Here is an 18,600-nt window from a genome sequence, read left to right on the forward strand (position 1 = left end):
GTTCCCTTATTCTATAGTAAACGTTTTCTTTTGATTTGTCAATACTTTTCTAAAAATATTTTAAATTTATTTCAGAGTACATATATTTTTTCCAAATCCATTATTACTATTATACAGGAAACACAACAAGACCTCCACTATATAGAGGAGGCCTTGGATCAGCTCGGTTATTTAGTAAAAGACTAGAAAATTTTCTTTTCCCAATCGTCTTCTGTACGGTGGCGGTAGAAAAACTCTGACTTGTCCGGAGCTTCCATCATCTCCATCAATGGTAACATATCATAGGCCAGATCTAAGTTTGGAATCTGGTCTTTTTGCACCCAAGAAACTTCTCCCTCTTCTGAAGAGCGAAGGGTACCAAAGAACTCAGTCGCCTTATAACAAACGACAATATAGCGCCCACCTGTATCTAGTGGCCAATTTTTAATACCGACAAGTTGAGGATTTTGGATAGTCAATCCTGTTTCTTCATAGATTTCACGAATGACTGACTCTGCAAAAGACTCGCCATTTTCTACATGACCTCCTGGAAAGGCATAACCAGACCAGCGATTGGTTTCAGGAGCGCGGTACTGCATCACCACGCGCTGGTTTTCTAGGTCTTCAATCAGACAAATATTTGTTAAAATCGTTAATTGGGAACGGGACATAAATTTACTCGCTTTCTAAGTTATTAAAACATATCTTCGTTGTATTTTACTTCTGACTTCATGATACAGGAATTGATCAATTCATGATGTTGCCACAAAACCTCTGACAATGATAATTTCTTTATTTTGTATATGATAGTCTATATTAATGGAAATGGCTGAACTCGGAATGATTGACAAAGCAAGAATGCCGAAAACCAAAAGTAATACTCTTCGAAAATCAAAGAGCCAACCACGCCAGATTCGCCTTGCCGTAGGTATATGATACTGATTCTGTCAGTTCTATCCACAACCTCAAAACAGTGTTTTGAGCAACCTGCGGCTAGTTTCCTAGTTTGCACTTTGATTTTCATTGAGTATAAAGTGCGACTAGTGCATTGAATAATTCAAAAATGAGATGATATCAATGAAAATCTCTTGTCCTAAAAAAGACTATCCAAGAATGGATAAAGAAAGTCAAACAAAGAATAAAAAACCATCTATTCCACAAGACCGAAGTAAAGGATAGACCTAAAACTAACAAAATCAAATGAAAAATTTCAAAGGTTAGGAAGTTCAGATAGAGTGTTTTAAATGAAAATACCTTTGAGAAATTTACGTCGGTAATTTTTTTCTCCTTTTTTATTATATTTTAAAATCACCATAGTAAATAATAGGGTGAAGAAAAAGATTAGATAGGTAACAATTGGAAAGCAAACATAGCGGGAATCAAAACTGATTAAAGATGGAAAAAAACATTTCCATCTTTATTTAATCAGGCTACCAAATCGAAAATAATAAAGAATAAGCACCAAGAGGAACAAGTATACATATAAAGGACTAATATAATTAAAATAACGAAGTGAAGCAGGAATGCTCTCATTACCAAAAGTTAAATATCCGACACTAATCGCAACAACTATTAAGACTAAATAATTTTAAAAAGCTTCTACTATCCAATGTTTTTCCAACTAAAGACTAAACTTGTTCTCCTGAACTTTTACTTTTCTTGTTTCTCTTACTTCTCATTCACCAACTCCACTATCTTCTGGAAAGTCTTACCATTTCGGAAAATTAGTTGCTTGTAGAAACTGGACTTGCGTAGTTTCTTATGGTAGTTGGACTTGAGATAGTCCTATAGGTCCACATTGCTATAAAAGAAAGCAGCCTGCCCAAAGTGCATCTGCTCCCTGTCATTTGCCCGACTACCTGCCAGCTCTTGAACACTCTCCCTGTCAATCTTGAGCAGATAAAAGAGAACGTCTAGCTGAAAGGCTGTTTCAGCCTGCCACCATGTAAGTAGATTTGCTGTTTCCTTTTCAAGTATGGAAGAGTTGACAAGGACAAAAGGCAGAGGAAAATCAGAAGACCGGCTGAAACAAGCCGTAAAAATCTCCCGAATCCTCTCCTTTTGCTCCTCGCTATCAAAGAAAAGATTGCCACTATTGATGTAGAAAACTGGATTTTCAAAATTCAACTCAGCCAAACCGTCTTCAAATCAGACATGACAACCTTGATTTTTCCACCGACATTGATGTCACGGAGTAAAAGCTCATGATGCCTATAGTCCTCCTTTTATCTATTCAGTAAGGCTAAAATAGTAAGTTGTTTCTGATAATATTCTATTACTTCTCTTTTGAAGTTTGTTCACCGCTTCTAGACTCCACTGAACCTAATTGTGTAATATCAATCCTTTTCACATAAGGTAATACGATAAATATAGCACTAGTCAATAAAAATGCTAAATCTATCCAAGTTAGTTAGATTTTTCTTAATTGACAGTAGTTTTACTGTAACATCACTTCTGACAATCAATAATATAAGGAACTTTAACTATACTCAGAAATATTTTTAAATGTAAAAGTCCAATCCCAAATTTCACAATATCGCTCTATTCCAAAAATATCAATTATAAAATGTGGAAAAGCAGATAAAATCAGAACCTGCTCCCTCTGATTAATTAATTTTTCATATTGTTTTATAAATATAGTTTCAGAATTGGAAATATCGGTTGCATTTTCAACCAAATAGAAAGAACACAATATAAAATATTGGACTAATTTTTCAATCTTCTCTTTAGAATAATCCGAATTTTTATAACACTCTGAAGATATACACTTATATTTTCTTTTGAATGTTGTACTACTACCTTTCTTCTTGACCTCATAAATATTAAACAAATGGCACAATACATTACTCCCATTTATAAAATCATCTTTAAAGCATTTTAAAGCTTCAAACATAGGATAACTAATTAGTAGCTTTCCTTTGTCAGTTGATTCATTAAAAAAGGACAAAAGTTTATTAATCTCTTTATAAACCTGATCATTCCTTTTATCTTTCTTGTAGTGGTAATGTGCATCTAAGTCAAAAAATAGAAAAATATCCGAGAACTTTTCATGATTTTCTAGCTCATCACTATACTCTATGGACTTATCTTTTAATATTTCTAGTAGGACAGGAATCGTTTCAAATTCATCCTCCTCTGGATAACTAGAAATCCTTTTATATAGATCATAAATCAATGTTCCGTAGCTCTGGACAATAATCGGAGATACATCATTTCCGTTTTGCTCCATGACTTCTTTGTGATATTGAATAAATTGGTCTATATATTTCGGTTCGTCTTTGGCTCCCTCAACAATAAATAATATATTACTCATTATCAAAACTACCTGCGCGATACATTTTTTCTATATTTTGTGCTTGACGTATTTCACGACCAGAACGATTCGCAATATTAGCAATTCTATTATTAGAAATAGTAAAATAACTATCAGGTCTTAAAATAGAGTTAGACATATTTGCAGTATTATGTGTAGTTAAAACAACTTGAACCGATGAGGATTTTAATTTATTTATTAACACTCTAGATACATTATGGTGAAAATAAGAATCAAATTCATCAATAAACAAAAATTGAATTCCATCTACTATTTGCATATACCACATGAAAAACAAAGATAAAGCTAGAGTTCCTTTAGACATAATATTAAAGAAATTAGCCTCTTTTCCCGATGGAAATTTTGCAAAAATATGTTTCGAATCATCAATCTCTTTTTCAAACAATTCATAATGAATACCAACCTCAGAAAGAAATTGTTGATAGTCTTTAACCTTATCTTTTTTAATAATCATTTCAGCAATTTGTCCACGTCCTGTCGTATATCCTTGATAGTGATTTCCATAAATTGAATCAAAGGATAACATTGAATCAACAAACTTAATAAATCTATCAAAAATAGCATCTTTTGTATCTTCTTCCTGATCACCACCTGTCGAATAAACATAGGCAAGTTTTACCAGTGATTGATCATCTCTTAATTTTTCAAAATTTATTTCACCACCATTTTTCAAATTTATTATTTTTATCTGCTCCTGCCTATCGTATTTAACAATCAATTCATTATCTATGAATAATTCTTCATATAAAATCACATCATACTCTTTTTTACAATAATTATATTTTACAATGTGATCATTGAAATTAAAGGTATAATCAAATTTGGCATACTCAGGCGTAGTTTCTAGATTTAAAAAATGTTTTTTATAATCATTAATATTTTTTTCATTATCTGTCAGATGAGTTATAATATCCATTATAGCTAAACCTAGGTTTGATTTGCCCGAAGCATTATCACCATATATAACTGCAGTAGTAAGAATATTATTTTTTACAATACTATCATTAAATGAATAATTTCCAGCTGTTAAATCAAACTCAATTTGTGATGCAAAATTTTTAAAACCTTTTACCTTAAATTTTTGTAACATTTCCATACCTCCTATTAATCGTAAAAAAATTACGGCCATTTTAATTATACAACAAATTTTCACTCAGTGCAAGATACGCCCCCCAGTATATTAAAAATGGGGCTTTATATCAGTAAAAATTGGCTAATTCATTATCACACTACATTTACGAATTCCCTTACCCCAACGTCTTGACTTCCAGCATCATATCACGAATCTGAGCTGCTAGTTCAAAGTCAAGCACTTCAACTGCTTCTTGCATTTGTTTTTCTAGTTTCTTGACGAGTTCTTTGCGCTCTTGTTTATTGAGGCTGTTGATGTCAACTTCCTTGTCTTCTTCCTTAGCAACTGCCTTGGTCACAGCAATCAGGTCACGGATTTCTTTCTTGATTGTCTGTGGTACGATACCATGCTCTTCATTATAAGCCATCTGAATTTTCCGACGGCGAGAAGTTTCATCGATGGCACGTTGCATAGACTGGGTAATCGTGTCCGCATACATAATGACATGTCCCTCACTATTACGAGCAGCACGTCCAATAGTCTGGATGAGGCCACGCTCATTTCGTAGGAAGCCTTCCTTATCAGCATCGAGAATCGCTACGAGGCTCACTTCAGGAACGTCAATTCCTTCACGGAGCAGGTTGATTCCGACCAAGACGTCAAAGACACCCAAGCGCAGGTCACGGATAATCTCCGTCCGTTCCAAGGTCTTAATATCTGAGTGCATGTACTTGACCTTGATGCCCATTTCCTTAAAGTAGTCGGTCAAGTCCTCTGCCATTTTCTTAGTCAAAGTTGTGATAAAGGTTCGTTCGTTCTTTTCAACACGGGCATTGATTTCACCTAAGAGGTCATCAATCTGTCCCATAGTCGGACGAACTTCCACCTCAGGATCCAAAAGACCTGTTGGTCGAATGATTTGCTCAATCACTGTCTCAGTCTGTTCATTTTCATAGTCACCAGGTGTCGCTGAAACGTAAACAATCTGATGAACGTGACTCTCAAACTCCTCCCGACGGAGAGGACGATTGTCCAAAGCTGATGGCAAGCGGAAACCATAATTCACCAGCATTTCCTTACGAGAACGGTCTCCATTGTACATGCCTTTGATTTGTCCCATGGTCATGTGGCTCTCATCAATCATGATTAAGAAATCATCTGGGAAGAAATCTAAGAGCGTATAAGGAGGCTCACCCTCACTACGTCCATCCATGTGGCGTGAATAGTTTTCAACCCCGTTGGTGTAGCCCATCTCACGCAGCATTTCGATATCGTACTCTGTCCGTTGTTTCAAGCGCTGGGCTTCAAGCAATTTGCCTTCCTTTTCAAAGACAGCTAGTTGCTCTTCCAACTCTGCTTGAATCTTAGCAATGGCAACTTCCATGTGGTCGTCATTGGTCACAAAGTGAGTGGCTGGGAAAATCGCCAGATGATCCACTTCTCCCAAGACCTGACCTGTCAGAGCCTCAACTTCACGGATACGGTCAATTTCGTCTCCAAAAAATTCTACTCGAAAGGCGTGTTCATCACGAGAGGCTGGGAAAATCTCCACTACATCCCCACGCACACGAAATCTTCCCCGTTGGAAATCAATATCATTACGTTCAAACTGGATATCAACCAAGTCATTCAAGAGTTTATCACGAGAAATTTCAAGACCTGGACGGAGACTCACGACACTATCAGCGTATTCCTTGGGCGAACCCAAACCATAGATACAAGAGACTGAGGCAACGACAATAACATCATTACGCTCCAAAAGAGCCGAAGTCGCTGAGTGTCGGAGCTTGTCAATCTCGTCATTGACAGAGCTGTCCTTTTCAATATAGGTATCGCTAGAAGGGACATAGGCTTCTGGCTGGTAATAGTCATAGTAGGATACGAAGTACTCAACTGCATTTTCAGGGAAAAATTCCTTAAACTCCCCATAGAGCTGTCCTGCTAGAGTTTTATTGTGGGCGATGACCAGAGTTGGTTTATTGACTTTGGAAATAACCTGACTCATGGTATAGGTCTTCCCTGTTCCAGTCGCCCCCATCAGAATCTGAGCTTTTTCTCCACCCTCGATATTATCAACCAACTGCTCGATAGCTTGGGGTTGGTCTCCTGAGGGTTGATATTTTGATACTAGTTTAAATTGATTATCTGTAATACGATTGATCATAAGAATCCTCTCTCCATGTGCTATTCCTATTTTAGCATACTTGTATCATTTTCACGAAGAAAAGGACAGACCGAAGTCACATCCTTTCATTTTCTTTCTTTAATTGATGGGCGAGATAGACAATCAGCAGAAACAAAATAATACTGGACATGATGGAACCCTCAATACCAAAAGATCCACCAGATAGCCAGTCTTGATTGCCTTGTGGAGTAAATTTCATGATTGAGGTTCCTGAAGACTGACCACTAACTAATACTCCAAAGAGGTTGCCCTGTGCGAAATTCCAAGCTCCATGAATACCACCTATACCCCATATAGTATCTGTTTTAAGAAGATAAAGGGACATGGCAACCCCAAATAAAAAGAGATCAATTGCAGATAAGAAAGTTATGCCTGAATTTCCTAAATGAAGTAAGGTAAAGAGACTACTAGATATGATAATAGCAACTTTAAGATTGGTTCTCTTAGCCAATTGTGGAATCAACCAAGCACGAGTAACCAATTCTTCTGCCGTTCCTTGTAAAATCCAAAAAGGTATTGTAAATAAAGTAAAAGCTAGCGAATAAGTATCCAAGTGAATAGAGTCAAAATGATACTGTCCCAACATTACTAGTCCAGCTAAAGCAAGTATAAAGAGGGATAGTCCAATACCGTATCCTTTAAATAAGGCACTTAAAAAATTTTCTTTATAGAATCCCAAGGTTCGAATAGGTCTTTTCTCTACTTTTCTAGTCCATCTAAACACAGTTAAGATGATAAAACCAAAGGACAGTAATTCAAATATTAAATGAATATCACTTGTTTTATCAGAGATACTTTGAAATATAGATTGAAGGAGATCTGCAATTCTTTGACCACCTACACCAAGACTGCTAAATAGCCCGATCAATGCTAAAAAACTAAGACCAAAAAATAGAGAAGATATGAATTCAGATACATAGACGAAAAATAGAGCTAACAAGGGGCTTGTGTAAATGTTTAAACTCATTTTTGAAGCTTGGAAGTCTTTCAATATTCTTTTTTCCTTCATGTTCCTGTCCTCTTTTCTTCTATTATGTACTATTATTATAGCACTTTTTAATAGCAATTCAAGAAAGAAAAGAAAAAATAATGTTATATTTTCTGACACAGAAATATAAAAATTTGCCTTTTTTTACTTTTTCTGATATAATGGGAAAATATTCGGAAAAGGAGACTAAAAATGAAGAAAAAATTTCTAGCATTTTTGCTAATTTTATTCCCAATTTTCTCATTAGGTATTGCGAAAGCAGAGACGATTAAGATTGTGTCTGATACTGCCTATGCACCTTTTGAGTTTAAAGATTCAGATCAAACTTATAAAGGAATTGATGTTGACATTATTAACAAAGTCGCTGAGATTAAAGGATGGAACATTCAGATGTCTTATCCTGGATTTGACGCAGCGGTCAATGCGGTTCAAGCTGGTCAAGCTGACGCTATCATGGCAGGGATGACAAAGACTAAAGAACGTGAAAAAGTCTTCACCATGTCTGATACTTACTATGATACAAAAGTTGTCATTGCAACTACAAAGGCACACAAGATTAGTAAATATGACCAATTAACTGGCAAAACCGTTGGTGTTAAAAACGGAACTGCTGCTCAACGTTTTCTTGAAACAATCAAAGATAAATACGGCTTTACTATTAAAACATTTGACACTAGTGATTTGATGAACAACAGCTTGAGTGCTGGTGCCATCGATGCCATGATGGATGATAAACCTGTTATCGAGTATGCCATCAACCAAGGCCAAGACCTCCATATCGAAATGGACGGGGAAGCTGTAGGTAGTTTTGCTTTCGGTGTTAAAAAAGGAAGTAAATACGAGCACCTAGTCACTGAATTTAACCAAGCCTTAGCTGAAATGAAAAAAGATGGTAGTCTTGATAAAATCATCAAGAAATGGACTGCTTCATCATCTTCAGCAGTGCCAACTACATCTACTCTAGCAGGCTTAAAAGCTATTCCTGTTAAAGCTAAATATATCATTGCTAGCGATTCTTCTTTTGCACCTTTTGTTTTCCAAAATTCAAGCAACCAATACACTGGTATTGATATGGAATTGATTAAGGCCATCGCTAAAGACCAAGGTTTTGAAATTGAAATCACCAACCCTGGTTTTGATGCCGCTATCAGTGCTGTTCAAGCTGGTCAAGCAGATGGTATCATTGCTGGTATGTCTGTCACAGATGCTCGTAAGGCGACTTTTGATTTCTCAGAATCCTACTACACTGCCAATACTATCCTTGGTGTCAAAGAATCAAGCACCATTGCTTCTTATGAGGATTTGAAAGGAAAGACAGTTGGTGTTAAAAACGGAACTGCTTCTCAAACCTTCCTAACAGAAAATCAAAGCAAATACGGCTACAAAATCAAAACCTTCGCTGATGGTTCGTCAATGTATGACAGTTTAAACACTGGTGCCATTGATGCCGTTATGGATGATGAACCTGTTCTCAAATATTCTATCAGCCAAGGACAAAAATTGAAAACTCCAATCGCTGGAACTCCAATCGGTGAAACAGCCTTTGCCGTTAAAAAAGGAGCAAATCCAGAATTGATTGAAATGTTCAATAACGGACTTGCTAACCTTAAAGCAAACGGTGAATTCCAAAAGATTCTTGATAAATACCTAGCTAGTGAGTCTTCGACTGCTTCAACAAGCACTGTTGATGAAACAACAATTTGGGGCTTGCTTCAAAACAACTACAAACAACTCCTTAGCGGTCTTGGTATCACTCTTGCTCTAGCTCTTATCTCGTTTGCTATTGCCATTGTCATCGGGATTATCTTTGGTATGTTTAGCGTTAGCCCATACAAATCTCTTCGTGTGATCTCTGAGATTTTCGTTGACGTTATTCGTGGTATTCCATTGATGATTCTTGCAGCCTTCATCTTCTGGGGAATTCCAAACTTCATCGAGTCCATCACAGGCCAACAAAGCCCAATTAACGACTTTGTAGCTGGTACCATTGCCCTCTCACTCAATGCAGCCGCTTATATCGCTGAAATCGTTCGTGGTGGTATTCAGGCCGTTCCAGTTGGCCAAATGGAAGCCAGTCGAAGCTTGGGTATCTCTTATGGAAAAACCATGCGTAAGATTATCTTGCCACAAGCAACTAAATTGATGTTGCCAAACTTTGTTAACCAATTCGTTATCGCTCTTAAAGATACAACCATCGTATCTGCTATCGGTTTGGTGGAACTCTTCCAAACTGGTAAGATTATCATTGCCCGTAACTACCAAAGTTTCAAGATGTATGCAATCCTTGCTATCTTCTATCTTGTAATTATCACGCTTTTGACTAAACTAGCGAAACGCTTAGAAAAGAGGATTCGTTAATGGCAAAATTAAAAATTGATGTAAATGATTTACACAAAAGCTACGGAAAAAATGAAGTTTTAAAAGGAATTACGACCAAGTTCTATGAAGGAGATGTTGTTTGTATCATCGGTCCTTCGGGTTCTGGTAAGTCAACTTTCCTTCGTAGCCTCAATCTTTTGGAAGAAGTTACGAGCGGTCACATCACTGTGAACGGTTATGACTTAACTGAAAAAACAACTAATGTTGACCACGTCCGTGAAAATATCGGAATGGTGTTCCAACACTTCAATCTCTTCCCACACATGTCTGTATTGGACAACATCACCTTTGCTCCTATTGAGCACAAGTTGATGACTAAGGAAGAAGCTGAAAAATTGGGAATGGAGTTGCTTGACAAGGTTGGGCTAGCAGATAAGGCTAAGGCCTGTCCAGATAGCCTGTCAGGTGGTCAAAAACAACGTGTGGCCATCGCTCGTGGACTTGCAATGAATCCAGACATCATGCTCTTTGATGAACCAACTTCTGCCCTTGACCCTGAGATGGTCGGAGACGTACTGAACGTTATGAAGGAATTGGCTGAACAAGGCATGACCATGATCATTGTAACCCACGAGATGGGATTTGCCCGTCAGGTTGCCAACCGCGTTATCTTTACTGCAGATGGTGAGTTCCTAGAAGATGGGACACCTGACCAAATCTTTGATAACCCTCAGCACCCTCGTCTGAAAGATTTCTTGGACAAGGTCTTAAACGTCTAAACGCAAACTGTAAGGATTTCCTTGCAGTTTTTTTCTATCTCGTATTGGAATTTTTGATTTTTCGGAAAATTATGTTAGAATTAAGTTTATGAAATGAGGTTTCCTCATACCTAGCAAGACTAGGAATAAAAATAGAAATTAGGTAGCTAGATGTCATCTAAGGTTATTGTTACAATTTTCGGTGCGAGTGGAGACCTGGCTAAACGCAAGCTCTACCCTTCCCTTTTTAGACTATATAAATCCGGCAATCTTTCCAAGCACTTTGCCGTCATTGGAACTGCCCGTCGTCCTTGGAGCAAGGAATATTTTGAATCTGTAGTAGTTGAATCTATCCTTGATTTGGCAGATAGTACCGAACAGGCTCAGGAGTTCGCTAGTCACTTCTACTATCAAAGTCATGATGTCAATGATACAGAACACTATATTGCTCTACGTCAATTGCAGGCTGAATTAAATGACAAGTACCAAGCTGAACACAACAAGCTCTTCTTCTTGTCTATGGCGCCTCAGTTCTTTGGAACTATAGCAAAACACCTCAAGTCTGAAAACATTGTGGATGGTAAAGGTTTTGAGCGTTTAATCGTTGAGAAGCCATTTGGTACAGATTACGCAACTGCAAGCAAGTTGAATGACGAACTCCTAGCAACATTTGACGAAGAACAAATTTTCCGTATTGACCATTATCTTGGTAAGGAAATGATCCAAAGCATCTTTGCAGTTCGCTTTGCCAACCTGATTTTTGAAAATGTTTGGAACAAGGACTTTATCGACAATGTTCAAATTACCTTTGCAGAGCGCTTGGGTGTAGAAGAACGTGGTGGCTACTATGACCAATCTGGTGCCCTCCGCGACATGGTCCAAAACCATACACTACAACTTCTTTCTCTCCTTGCTATGGACAAGCCAGCAAGCTTCACAAAAGATGAGATTCGTGCTGAAAAGATTAAGGTCTTTAAAAACCTCTATCATCCAACTGATGAAGAACTTAAAGAACACTTTATCCGTGGTCAATACCGCTCTGGTAAGATTGATGGCATGAAATATATCTCTTATCGTAGCGAGCCAAATGTAAATCCAGAATCAACAACTGAAACCTTTGCATCTGGTGCCTTCTTTGTAGACAGCGATCGATTCCGTGGTGTTCCTTTCTTCTTCCGTACTGGTAAACGTCTGACTGAAAAAGGAACTCATGTCAACATCGTCTTTAAACAAATGGACTCTATCTTTGGTGAGCCACTTGCTCCAAACATTTTGACCATCTATATCCAACCAACAGAAGGTTTCTCTCTCAGTCTAAATGGGAAGCAGGTAGGAGAAGAATTTAACTTGGCTCCTAACTCACTTGATTACCGTACAGATGCAACCGCAACTGGTGCTTCTCCAGAACCATACGAAAAATTGATTTATGATGTTCTAAATAACAACTCAACTAACTTTAGCCACTGGGATGAAGTTGGTGCGTCATGGAAATTGATTGACCGTATCGAAGAGCTTTGGGCTGAAAATAGTGCCCCACTTCATGACTATAAAGCTGGAAGCATGGGACCTCAAGCCAGCTTTGACTTACTTGAAAAATTCGGTGCCAAATGGACTTGGCAGCCAGATATCGCCTATCGTCAAGATGGTCGTTTAGAATAAAAAAATTTCCTGCAAGTTTGTACCTTGCAGGATTTTTGCTTCTGATTAGATTAAACCTTCCAAGAGACCCTTCATAAAGTTTTCTGAGTTAAATTCTCCAATATCATCGATTTTTTCACCAAAACCAATCAATTTTACAGGAATATTGAGTTCTTCACGGATGGCTAGAACAACACCACCTCGAGCAGTTCCATCAATCTTAGTCAAGACAATTCCTGTCAAAGGGGTAATTTTTGAAAATTCTTTGGCCTGTACCAGGGCATTTTGACCAGTTGAAGCATCTAATGCTAAGAAGGTTTCATGCGGTGCTTCTGGTACAACACGCTTGATGATGCGTCCAATCTTCTCCAACTCAGCCATAAGGTTGTCCTTATTTTGCAAACGACCAGCAGTATCAATCATGAGAATATCGATACCTTCAGCCACGGCACGTTCCATACCATCAAAGACCACACTGGCTGGGTCAGCTTTTTCAGGTCCAGTCACAACTGGAACGTCAACACGACGGCCCCATTCAGCAAGCTGGGCTACTGCTCCTGCACGGAAGGTATCTGCCGCAACCAGCATGACCTTTTTACCAGCTTGTTTATAGCGGTTAGCTAGTTTCCCAATAGAAGTTGTTTTCCCAACACCATTCACACCGACGAAGAGCATGACTGTCAAGCCATCTTGGAAGTGGATACTTTCATCATAGTTTCCATCCTTTTCATAAAGCTCAACCAATTTCTCAATGATGACACGACGAAGTGCATCAGGTTTCTTGGCATTTTCAAGCTTGGCTTCGTAGCGTAGTTCCTCAGTTAAATTAGAAGCCACCTGGACACCAACGTCACTCATGATCAGCAGTTCTTCCAGTTCCTCGAAAAATTCTTCGTCAACAGAGCGGAAATTTGCAAAGAAGGCGTTCAAGCGGGCACCGAAGCCTGTGCGAGTTTTCTTGAGACTGCGGTCATATTTTTCCTGAACAGTTTCTTCTTCTTGAGTAGTTTCTGGTTCAAGAACTTCAGAATTATTTTCTTCTACAGCTTCTTCGTATTCAGGATTCTCTTCCTCTGAGACTTCTTCTGAGTTTGGCAATTCTTCGACTTCTTCTTGAGAAACTTCTACAACTGACTCTGAATCCTGACTCTCTTCAACTGTCTCTTGATTTTCCTCTTCTTGGAGCACAGCTTGTTCAACAATTTCAACTTCTGCTTCTTCTTGAGAAACTTCCTCAGCTTCTGTAAGGGCAGTCTCAGTATCTTCAGACAAATCAAGATTTTCTAGAGCTTCTTTTACAACTTCTTCGATTTTAGGTTCTTCTTTTTTTCCGAATAGACGGTCAAATAATCCCATATCTTAGTTCTCCTTTAGCACATATTCTTCGATAGCCCAGGCGACAGCCTCTTCATCATTAGTCATTGGTGTCACTACATTTGCGACTGCCTTGACTTCAGGAACAGCATTTTGCATGGCAACACCGAGCCCTGCCCATTCAATCATAGAAAGGTCATTGGCCTCGTCACCACAAGCCATGACTTGGCTTTGGTCGATTCCAAGATGGCTGATTAGTTTTGCCAAACCTGTTGCCTTATGAACATTCTTTGGTGACCACTCTAGCAACATTTCACGTGATTTAAAGATTTCATATTGGTCAAACAATTCTGGAGAAATCTTCTGAATGGCTGCATCTAAGGGTTCTTGAGCAAAGGCAGTCACGCATTTATTGTAAGTCATTTGGCTAGACAAGTCTTCAAAGTCAACTGGAACAAAGGTCAATGCTGGATTAAATTTGGCATAAAGACTTTCTTGGTCCGATTGGATTTGATAAACAGTTCCTTCTGAGATGGCATCAAGAGGCAGTGATAATTTCTCTGTTTCTTCATACAAGCGTGCTACATCATCATATGAAAAGACTGTTTTATCAAGGATTTCACCTGTATTTTTCTGAACCAAACCACCATTAAAAGTAATCGTATACTCATCTTCCTGACCGTCAGTCCCTAGCTCATGGAGAAAGAAATCCATAGCTTTTAGGGGACGACCAGTTGTCAATACGACCTTGATACCACGATCACGCGCAGCTTTCAAAGTTGCCTTGGTGCGATCCGTCAACCTTTTATCAGTAGTCAGCAAGGTTCCATCCAAGTCCAATGCAATCAATTTTATATCTGCCATTATAAGCCCTCCATATAAGCTATAACCGACTGGTCCTTATGGTGACCAATCACAGTCTCTGCTAATTCTAAAATTTCTGGTCGTGCATTTTCAGGAGCTACAGGATGTCCCACAACCTGCATCATATGCAAATCATTTAGATTGTCTCCAAAAGCCATAACCTGATCCATTGTAATACCAAGTTTTTTAGCTAATTCAACAATGGCCACACCCTTATCGACATAGTCCAGAACAATATCAATAGATTCAAAGCCAGTTGTCATGGCCTTAACACCAGGGACATGTTCATTAACCCAAGCTTCCCCAGCTTCTAGCGTTTCTTCTGTGAAGTTGGTTGTAAATTTGAAAATGTCATCTGTGATATCTTCCAAACTCGCTACTTTTTGGATATTTTCATTATAGTGCTGGCTCTCTTTCAAATAGGTCTCATCAACTGTATCTAGCACATAAGAGCCTTTTTTCCCTGTTAAAAGCAGTTTATTGATATCTACATAAGGTGAAGTTTTCAGCTTTTCAAAAGTTGACAGATAAAACTCACGAGACATTGTCGCTTCATACAAGTCCTGACCTTGATATTCGACTAAACTTCCATTTTCCGCAATGAAAATAATGTCATCACGAACATCAGCAAATAATTTTTCTAAGGATAGAAATCCGCGCCCCGAAGCCACCGCAAAGTAAATCCCTTTTTCCTTGTAGGAAGCCAAGAGAGACTTGAGGCGATCCATATCAAAGCAACCATTCCCATCTAGGAAGGTTCCGTCCATATCTGTTGCTACTAGTTTAATCATAAATTCTTCATACTCCTTAATAAATCCACCTTCTATTATACCATAGAAAAAGCAAATAGCGCCTAATACATTTGAGATTAGACGCTTGATAAACTCCCGACTTTATCACTTAATTTTTATCCAATATCGCTTACCCCTTTGGTATATCTGGATTTTTTCTAAATTCCCAAACTAACTTCCAATGCCAATAAAAGTTGAAATTAATCTGATAAAAATCGAAAAACAAGTGGAATTCCAAGTCAGAGTAAGTTCCACTTGTTTATCGTCCAATAACAAGGACGAGATGCTCGTCTTTCAAAATTGTCTTAAAGGTTTCTTCATAATTGAGCCTGTATTCAATAGTCTTCCCTAGTTCTGAACCCTGTAAAACTGACTGGAGCCGGCACCAAACAAAGAAGTCTTCCATTAAGTGTTGGAGCTTTTCTTGACGTTTCTGTAGTCGTTCATCAGTTGACAATGTATCCCATCAATAAGCTAAGCCTTTAGCACCTAACAATGATTTCCCCACTTGCTTGGGCGTCGCTTCAAAAAACTCCTTTCTCACATGTGCCCAACAACCAACAAGTGCAGCTTCTTCCAGTTGACGATAAGCAGACGAGCATCTCGCAGTTTATCAAGCTTAGCATCGCTTTGCTCCTAAACCTTGGACTGCTATCGCATAGGCAGAATAAGCTCCCTGGGATTTCTGAACTACTAAACCACTCCGTCGCTGATCATGATGGTAAAGCGTGATACCTTGTTGCTCATCTTTCCCTGACAAAAAAGTCTAATAATAGGTCTGCTGGCTATCACTTTTTAAGACCCAATAAGAGGTTTCATTCGGATGAGGAAGAGGTTGTTATAGAAACTTTTCTTCTATAGTTACTTATCTTATAAAAACATGTTATAACATAGTATGTTGATATTGAAATAGTACACCGTTATTTCGAAAACATTCAATCGGAGTTCTCTTAACTTTTTTAGGATAGCATTCTCCGCTCTCAGGTACTCATTTTCTGCTTTAAGACGTTCTAATTCTGTCCTCTCTTCAGGTCTCTTTTTTGGCTTACGTCCCATTTTAGGTACTCTCCCTCTTGTTTTCTCAACAATAGTATACCCGTTTTTCTTGTATTGTGCTAGCCAGTTAAGAAGTATCGTACGACTTGGGAGCCTGTATTCAAGAGAAACTCTATCTTTAGTCCAGCCTTCATGTAAGACTTTATTAATCATTTCTTGTTTTAAATCAGGAGAATAGTAACGATTTTTTCCTTTTTTGACGAACTCTATTCCGTAACGATCAATCAATTTAATCATATACCTAATATTAGAATTATTTATCCCAAATTTATTTGAAAGCTTCTCTATGCTATATCCTTGTTTTCTAAGTTCATAGATCTGAACTTTATCATCATAAGTTAATTTCATAATAAAAACACCTCAAAAGTTAGATTTTTTCTGTCTAACTTTTGGGGTGCAGTTCAAAACCTTGATGCTATACGTTTTATTGTGGAAAGATTTACTTCATTTTCTCCTGAAATTGAGTTTTTGCCCAGTTTCAAAATTCAATTTTAAGTTGAATTTACAGTTTAATAACAAAATTATTTAATAGATCTATTAAATAATTAGAAAAATCAAAGTAATACCTTCAAGTAGCCAAACCAGGGGGAGATATTTATTTAGTTATTGCTACCTAAGCATGTCTGGATCCACAAATAATCTAACTTCTCCAGTTTGATCATCAACAATAGCTTTTACTTCAACCCCCTTTTTTATAAACCCCTTAGAGGAAGTTATGTCAAGCCTTAGTCGAATAACATCATCTGTATTTCCAAACCCACTCGTTAGGGTTCTAAATGTTTTTTTCATAATAGATTAGTCACCTGCACTAGATACTGAGGAAGCAGATGATATAGAGCTACCGCAACTACCAGCACATGCAAAGCTACCTCCAGTCGCAAATGAACCCGCAGAAGTGAAACCTGCTAGCTCCGCTTCATCAAATTGCTCTTCTATATAAACATCTTCCATAACACTGGGATTAATAGTAGAGATAGTAGTGTTATAAATATTTTCCATTTTGAATACCCTTCTTCTATGATAAATTATGCAAACTAACCGAAGGACGATGCACTGCCTCCGCTTGAAGCAGTAGCTGCACAACCTCCAAAAGTCGATGCAGAGGAAAATGTTGAAGCAGAACCCCATGTTCCAGCCATATTATCCATTTCCAACTGTTCTTCTACAAAAAGGTCCGTTGAACTTACTGATTCAATATCAATAATATTTTCCATTTTTATCCTTTTCTAAAATATTTTACTGATGTCATTATTACCCACAACTAGAAGCTGACGAAAGTGAAGCAACCGTTGATGCTGGACAAGAACCTGAACTTGCTAAGCTAAAAGTGCCAAATGAAGCTGCCATATTATCCATTTCTAACTGTTCTTCCAAAAAAAAATCTTCAGTAATAAATGGATTTATTTCTTCAAGAATATGTTCCATTATTCTATTCCTCCTCTCTTTATAATTTAAAAATACATTAACTGTTGCATAAGATTATCACCGCTCTCAATTACAATTCACGTATTTTTAATAGGGGATATTTTCAAATTTCCTGAATTCTTCTTTTTTCCAAACAATAAACCGCTAAAGTGAATACAAAAAACAAGATAAACAATAAAAAGAGAGAGAGTTCTTTGGATAACCACATTTTTTCACTTATATTCATTTCAAATAAAATAAAATCATTCAAAATTATCAGAGGATTCCAAAAAAGATACGTGTAAAATATCGTGACTTCCTTTCCTAATAAACTAGCGAATAAAGTTGGCATTGAGATTGAAAACATCAATATCAAATTTACAGGTGTCATGATTGCATTAACTTTAGACATACTCTTAATAAATAAGGAAATTAATATTCCTAATGGATACATCACTATAAAAATAATATTTGAAGCAATACTAAGATGGATAATGTGAGTATACATATTTTTCACTATTGATAAGAACAAAAGTAAAAGAGGTAATTGGAATACATTAAACAACAAGAGCATAGCTACAAAAGTACCAATATAAAATTCTAGATTACTAACATCAGTATGTGATAAAAAATTAAAAAAATTTGTTTGTCTTTTTTCTGTAAAACTACTAATGTTTAAAGTGAAAGAGAATGATAAAACGAGTAGCATCAAACTCATAGGTAAAAATTGCCCATAGAGTAACAAACTTATAATATCTGTGTTATTTAATATATTTTTAATTGCTAGACCAACAATTAAAAATATAGTAGATGGAATAATTGAACCGATAATGATTCCATAATTTCTCATATTTTCTAAAAAACTAAACTTAATCATCTGTAATATTTTTTTCAATAT

At 37.2% G+C, this 18,600-nt stretch carries 16 protein-coding genes and 6 pseudogenes; 4 read left to right on the forward strand and 18 right to left on the reverse strand.

Annotated features, from left to right (window positions below):
* Positions 1 to 117: 117 nt before the first annotated feature.
* Positions 118 to 186 (forward strand): annotated as a pseudogene (locus DSY56_RS02565) (DNA-binding transcriptional regulator); the annotation flags it as partial.
* Here DSY56_RS02565 and DSY56_RS02570 read toward each other — a convergent pair.
* The 8 genes and pseudogenes from DSY56_RS02570 to DSY56_RS02615 all read right to left on the reverse strand — a co-directional run bounded on the left by DSY56_RS02570 (position 183) and on the right by DSY56_RS02615 (position 7,579).
* Positions 183 to 650, reverse strand: coding sequence for an NUDIX domain-containing protein (locus DSY56_RS02570; protein WP_112443748.1), 468 nt, complete (start codon positions 648 to 650; stop codon positions 183 to 185). The pseudogene DSY56_RS02565 and the gene DSY56_RS02570 overlap by 4 nt on opposite strands.
* A 23-nt stretch (positions 651 to 673) precedes the next feature.
* A pseudogene (locus tag DSY56_RS02575) lies at positions 674 to 856 on the reverse strand (hypothetical protein); the annotation flags it as partial.
* A gap of 200 nt (positions 857 to 1,056) precedes the next feature.
* Positions 1,057 to 1,257 (reverse strand): annotated as a pseudogene (locus tag DSY56_RS12230) (hypothetical protein); the annotation flags it as partial.
* A gap of 390 nt (positions 1,258 to 1,647) precedes the next feature.
* Positions 1,648 to 2,135 (reverse strand): annotated as a pseudogene (locus DSY56_RS02595) (DUF1697 domain-containing protein).
* Between the two features lie 323 nt (positions 2,136 to 2,458).
* Positions 2,459 to 3,292: a hypothetical protein gene (locus tag DSY56_RS02600; RefSeq protein ID WP_112443749.1), complete on the reverse strand. Its 834-nt coding sequence runs from the start codon at positions 3,290 to 3,292 to the stop codon at positions 2,459 to 2,461.
* Positions 3,285 to 4,403 carry an AAA family ATPase gene (locus DSY56_RS02605; RefSeq protein ID WP_112443750.1) on the reverse strand — a complete coding sequence of 373 codons (1,119 nt, stop codon included), beginning with the start codon at positions 4,401 to 4,403 and terminating at the stop codon, positions 3,285 to 3,287. Before DSY56_RS02605 ends, DSY56_RS02600 begins: the two co-directional genes overlap by 8 nt.
* A gap of 157 nt (positions 4,404 to 4,560) precedes the next feature.
* Positions 4,561 to 6,549, reverse strand: a complete 1,989-nt coding sequence (uvrB, locus tag DSY56_RS02610; protein WP_112443751.1) for an excinuclease ABC subunit UvrB — start codon at positions 6,547 to 6,549, stop codon at positions 4,561 to 4,563.
* Between the two features lie 76 nt (positions 6,550 to 6,625).
* Positions 6,626 to 7,579 carry a CPBP family intramembrane glutamic endopeptidase gene (locus DSY56_RS02615; protein WP_112443752.1) on the reverse strand — a complete coding sequence of 318 codons (954 nt, stop codon included), beginning with the start codon at positions 7,577 to 7,579 and terminating at the stop codon, positions 6,626 to 6,628.
* A 171-nt stretch (positions 7,580 to 7,750) separates the two neighbouring features.
* Between DSY56_RS02615 and DSY56_RS02620 the strand changes: the two genes are divergently transcribed.
* From DSY56_RS02620 to zwf, 3 genes are all read left to right on the forward strand, one after another.
* Complete coding sequence (locus DSY56_RS02620; RefSeq protein ID WP_112443753.1) at positions 7,751 to 9,916, forward strand: ABC transporter substrate-binding protein/permease; 2,166 nt, start codon at positions 7,751 to 7,753, stop codon at positions 9,914 to 9,916.
* Positions 9,916 to 10,656, forward strand: coding sequence for an amino acid ABC transporter ATP-binding protein (locus DSY56_RS02625; RefSeq protein WP_023936216.1), 741 nt, complete (start codon positions 9,916 to 9,918; stop codon positions 10,654 to 10,656). Before DSY56_RS02620 ends, DSY56_RS02625 begins: the two co-directional genes overlap by 1 nt.
* Positions 10,657 to 10,806: 150 nt before the next feature.
* Positions 10,807 to 12,294 (forward strand): glucose-6-phosphate dehydrogenase, encoded by a 1,488-nt coding sequence (gene zwf / locus DSY56_RS02630; protein WP_112443754.1) that lies wholly within the window; start codon positions 10,807 to 10,809, stop codon positions 12,292 to 12,294.
* A 45-nt stretch (positions 12,295 to 12,339) separates the two neighbouring features.
* Here the strand turns inward: zwf and ftsY are convergent, their stop codons facing one another.
* The 10 genes and pseudogenes from ftsY to DSY56_RS02695 form a co-directional block, all read right to left on the reverse strand.
* The gene (ftsY, locus tag DSY56_RS02635) at positions 12,340 to 13,629 is read right to left on the reverse strand and encodes a signal recognition particle-docking protein FtsY (protein ID WP_112443755.1); all 1,290 of its coding nucleotides are present in this window, start codon (positions 13,627 to 13,629) and stop codon (positions 12,340 to 12,342) included.
* A gap of 3 nt (positions 13,630 to 13,632) precedes the next feature.
* A complete protein-coding gene (locus DSY56_RS02640) occupies positions 13,633 to 14,451 on the reverse strand; it encodes a Cof-type HAD-IIB family hydrolase (RefSeq protein WP_000763444.1) in 819 nt (272 codons plus the stop codon).
* Positions 14,451 to 15,242 (reverse strand): Cof-type HAD-IIB family hydrolase, encoded by a 792-nt coding sequence (locus DSY56_RS02645; RefSeq protein WP_112443756.1) that lies wholly within the window; start codon positions 15,240 to 15,242, stop codon positions 14,451 to 14,453. Before DSY56_RS02645 ends, DSY56_RS02640 begins: the two co-directional genes overlap by 1 nt.
* A gap of 274 nt (positions 15,243 to 15,516) precedes the next feature.
* A pseudogene (locus DSY56_RS12240) lies at positions 15,517 to 16,080 on the reverse strand (IS66 family transposase); the annotation flags it as partial.
* A gap of 96 nt (positions 16,081 to 16,176) precedes the next feature.
* Positions 16,177 to 16,646, reverse strand: a pseudogene (locus DSY56_RS02665) (transposase); the annotation flags it as partial.
* 261 nt (positions 16,647 to 16,907) lie between these two features.
* Positions 16,908 to 17,087, reverse strand: a complete 180-nt coding sequence (locus DSY56_RS02675; protein WP_049511729.1) for a hypothetical protein — start codon at positions 17,085 to 17,087, stop codon at positions 16,908 to 16,910.
* Positions 17,088 to 17,093: 6 nt separating this feature from the next.
* A complete protein-coding gene (locus DSY56_RS02680) occupies positions 17,094 to 17,297 on the reverse strand; it encodes a thiocillin family RiPP (protein WP_101514838.1) in 204 nt (67 codons plus the stop codon).
* Between the two features lie 35 nt (positions 17,298 to 17,332).
* Entirely contained in the window at positions 17,333 to 17,512 is a 180-nt protein-coding gene (locus DSY56_RS02685) for a thiocillin family RiPP (RefSeq protein ID WP_112443757.1), read from the reverse strand.
* A 37-nt stretch (positions 17,513 to 17,549) separates the two neighbouring features.
* Entirely contained in the window at positions 17,550 to 17,723 is a 174-nt protein-coding gene (locus DSY56_RS02690) for a thiocillin family RiPP (protein ID WP_112443758.1), read from the reverse strand.
* Positions 17,724 to 17,826: 103 nt separating this feature from the next.
* Positions 17,827 to 18,597, reverse strand: coding sequence for a hypothetical protein (locus DSY56_RS02695; RefSeq protein ID WP_112443759.1), 771 nt, complete (start codon positions 18,595 to 18,597; stop codon positions 17,827 to 17,829).
* Positions 18,598 to 18,600: the final 3 nt, after the last annotated feature.

Origin of the sequence: Streptococcus sp. 596553 (assembly GCF_900411395.1) — a bacterium.
GTDB classification, from domain to species: domain Bacteria; phylum Bacillota; class Bacilli; order Lactobacillales; family Streptococcaceae; genus Streptococcus; species Streptococcus mitis_BA.

Coding starts and splice junctions, on each gene's coding strand:
- ftsY (WP_112443755.1), bottom strand. CDS start 13,629: ATGGGATTATTTGACCGTCTATTCGGAAAAAAAGAAGAACCTAAAATC.
- DSY56_RS02605 (WP_112443750.1), bottom strand. CDS start 4,403: ATGTTACAAAAATTTAAGGTAAAAGGTTTTAAAAATTTTGCATCACAA.
- DSY56_RS02685 (WP_112443757.1), bottom strand. CDS start 17,512: ATGGAAAATATTATTGATATTGAATCAGTAAGTTCAACGGACCTTTTT.
- DSY56_RS02640 (WP_000763444.1), bottom strand. CDS start 14,451: ATGGCAGATATAAAATTGATTGCATTGGACTTGGATGGAACCTTGCTG.
- DSY56_RS02600 (WP_112443749.1), bottom strand. CDS start 3,292: ATGAGTAATATATTATTTATTGTTGAGGGAGCCAAAGACGAACCGAAA.
- DSY56_RS02620 (WP_112443753.1), top strand. CDS start 7,751: ATGAAGAAAAAATTTCTAGCATTTTTGCTAATTTTATTCCCAATTTTC.
- DSY56_RS02645 (WP_112443756.1), bottom strand. CDS start 15,242: ATGATTAAACTAGTAGCAACAGATATGGACGGAACCTTCCTAGATGGG.
- uvrB (WP_112443751.1), bottom strand. CDS start 6,549: ATGATCAATCGTATTACAGATAATCAATTTAAACTAGTATCAAAATAT.
- DSY56_RS02570 (WP_112443748.1), bottom strand. CDS start 650: ATGTCCCGTTCCCAATTAACGATTTTAACAAATATTTGTCTGATTGAA.
- DSY56_RS02680 (WP_101514838.1), bottom strand. CDS start 17,297: ATGGAAAATATTTATAACACTACTATCTCTACTATTAATCCCAGTGTT.
- DSY56_RS02625 (WP_023936216.1), top strand. CDS start 9,916: ATGGCAAAATTAAAAATTGATGTAAATGATTTACACAAAAGCTACGGA.
- DSY56_RS02675 (WP_049511729.1), bottom strand. CDS start 17,087: ATGAAAAAAACATTTAGAACCCTAACGAGTGGGTTTGGAAATACAGAT.
- zwf (WP_112443754.1), top strand. CDS start 10,807: ATGTCATCTAAGGTTATTGTTACAATTTTCGGTGCGAGTGGAGACCTG.
- DSY56_RS02690 (WP_112443758.1), bottom strand. CDS start 17,723: ATGGAACATATTCTTGAAGAAATAAATCCATTTATTACTGAAGATTTT.
- DSY56_RS02615 (WP_112443752.1), bottom strand. CDS start 7,579: ATGAAGGAAAAAAGAATATTGAAAGACTTCCAAGCTTCAAAAATGAGT.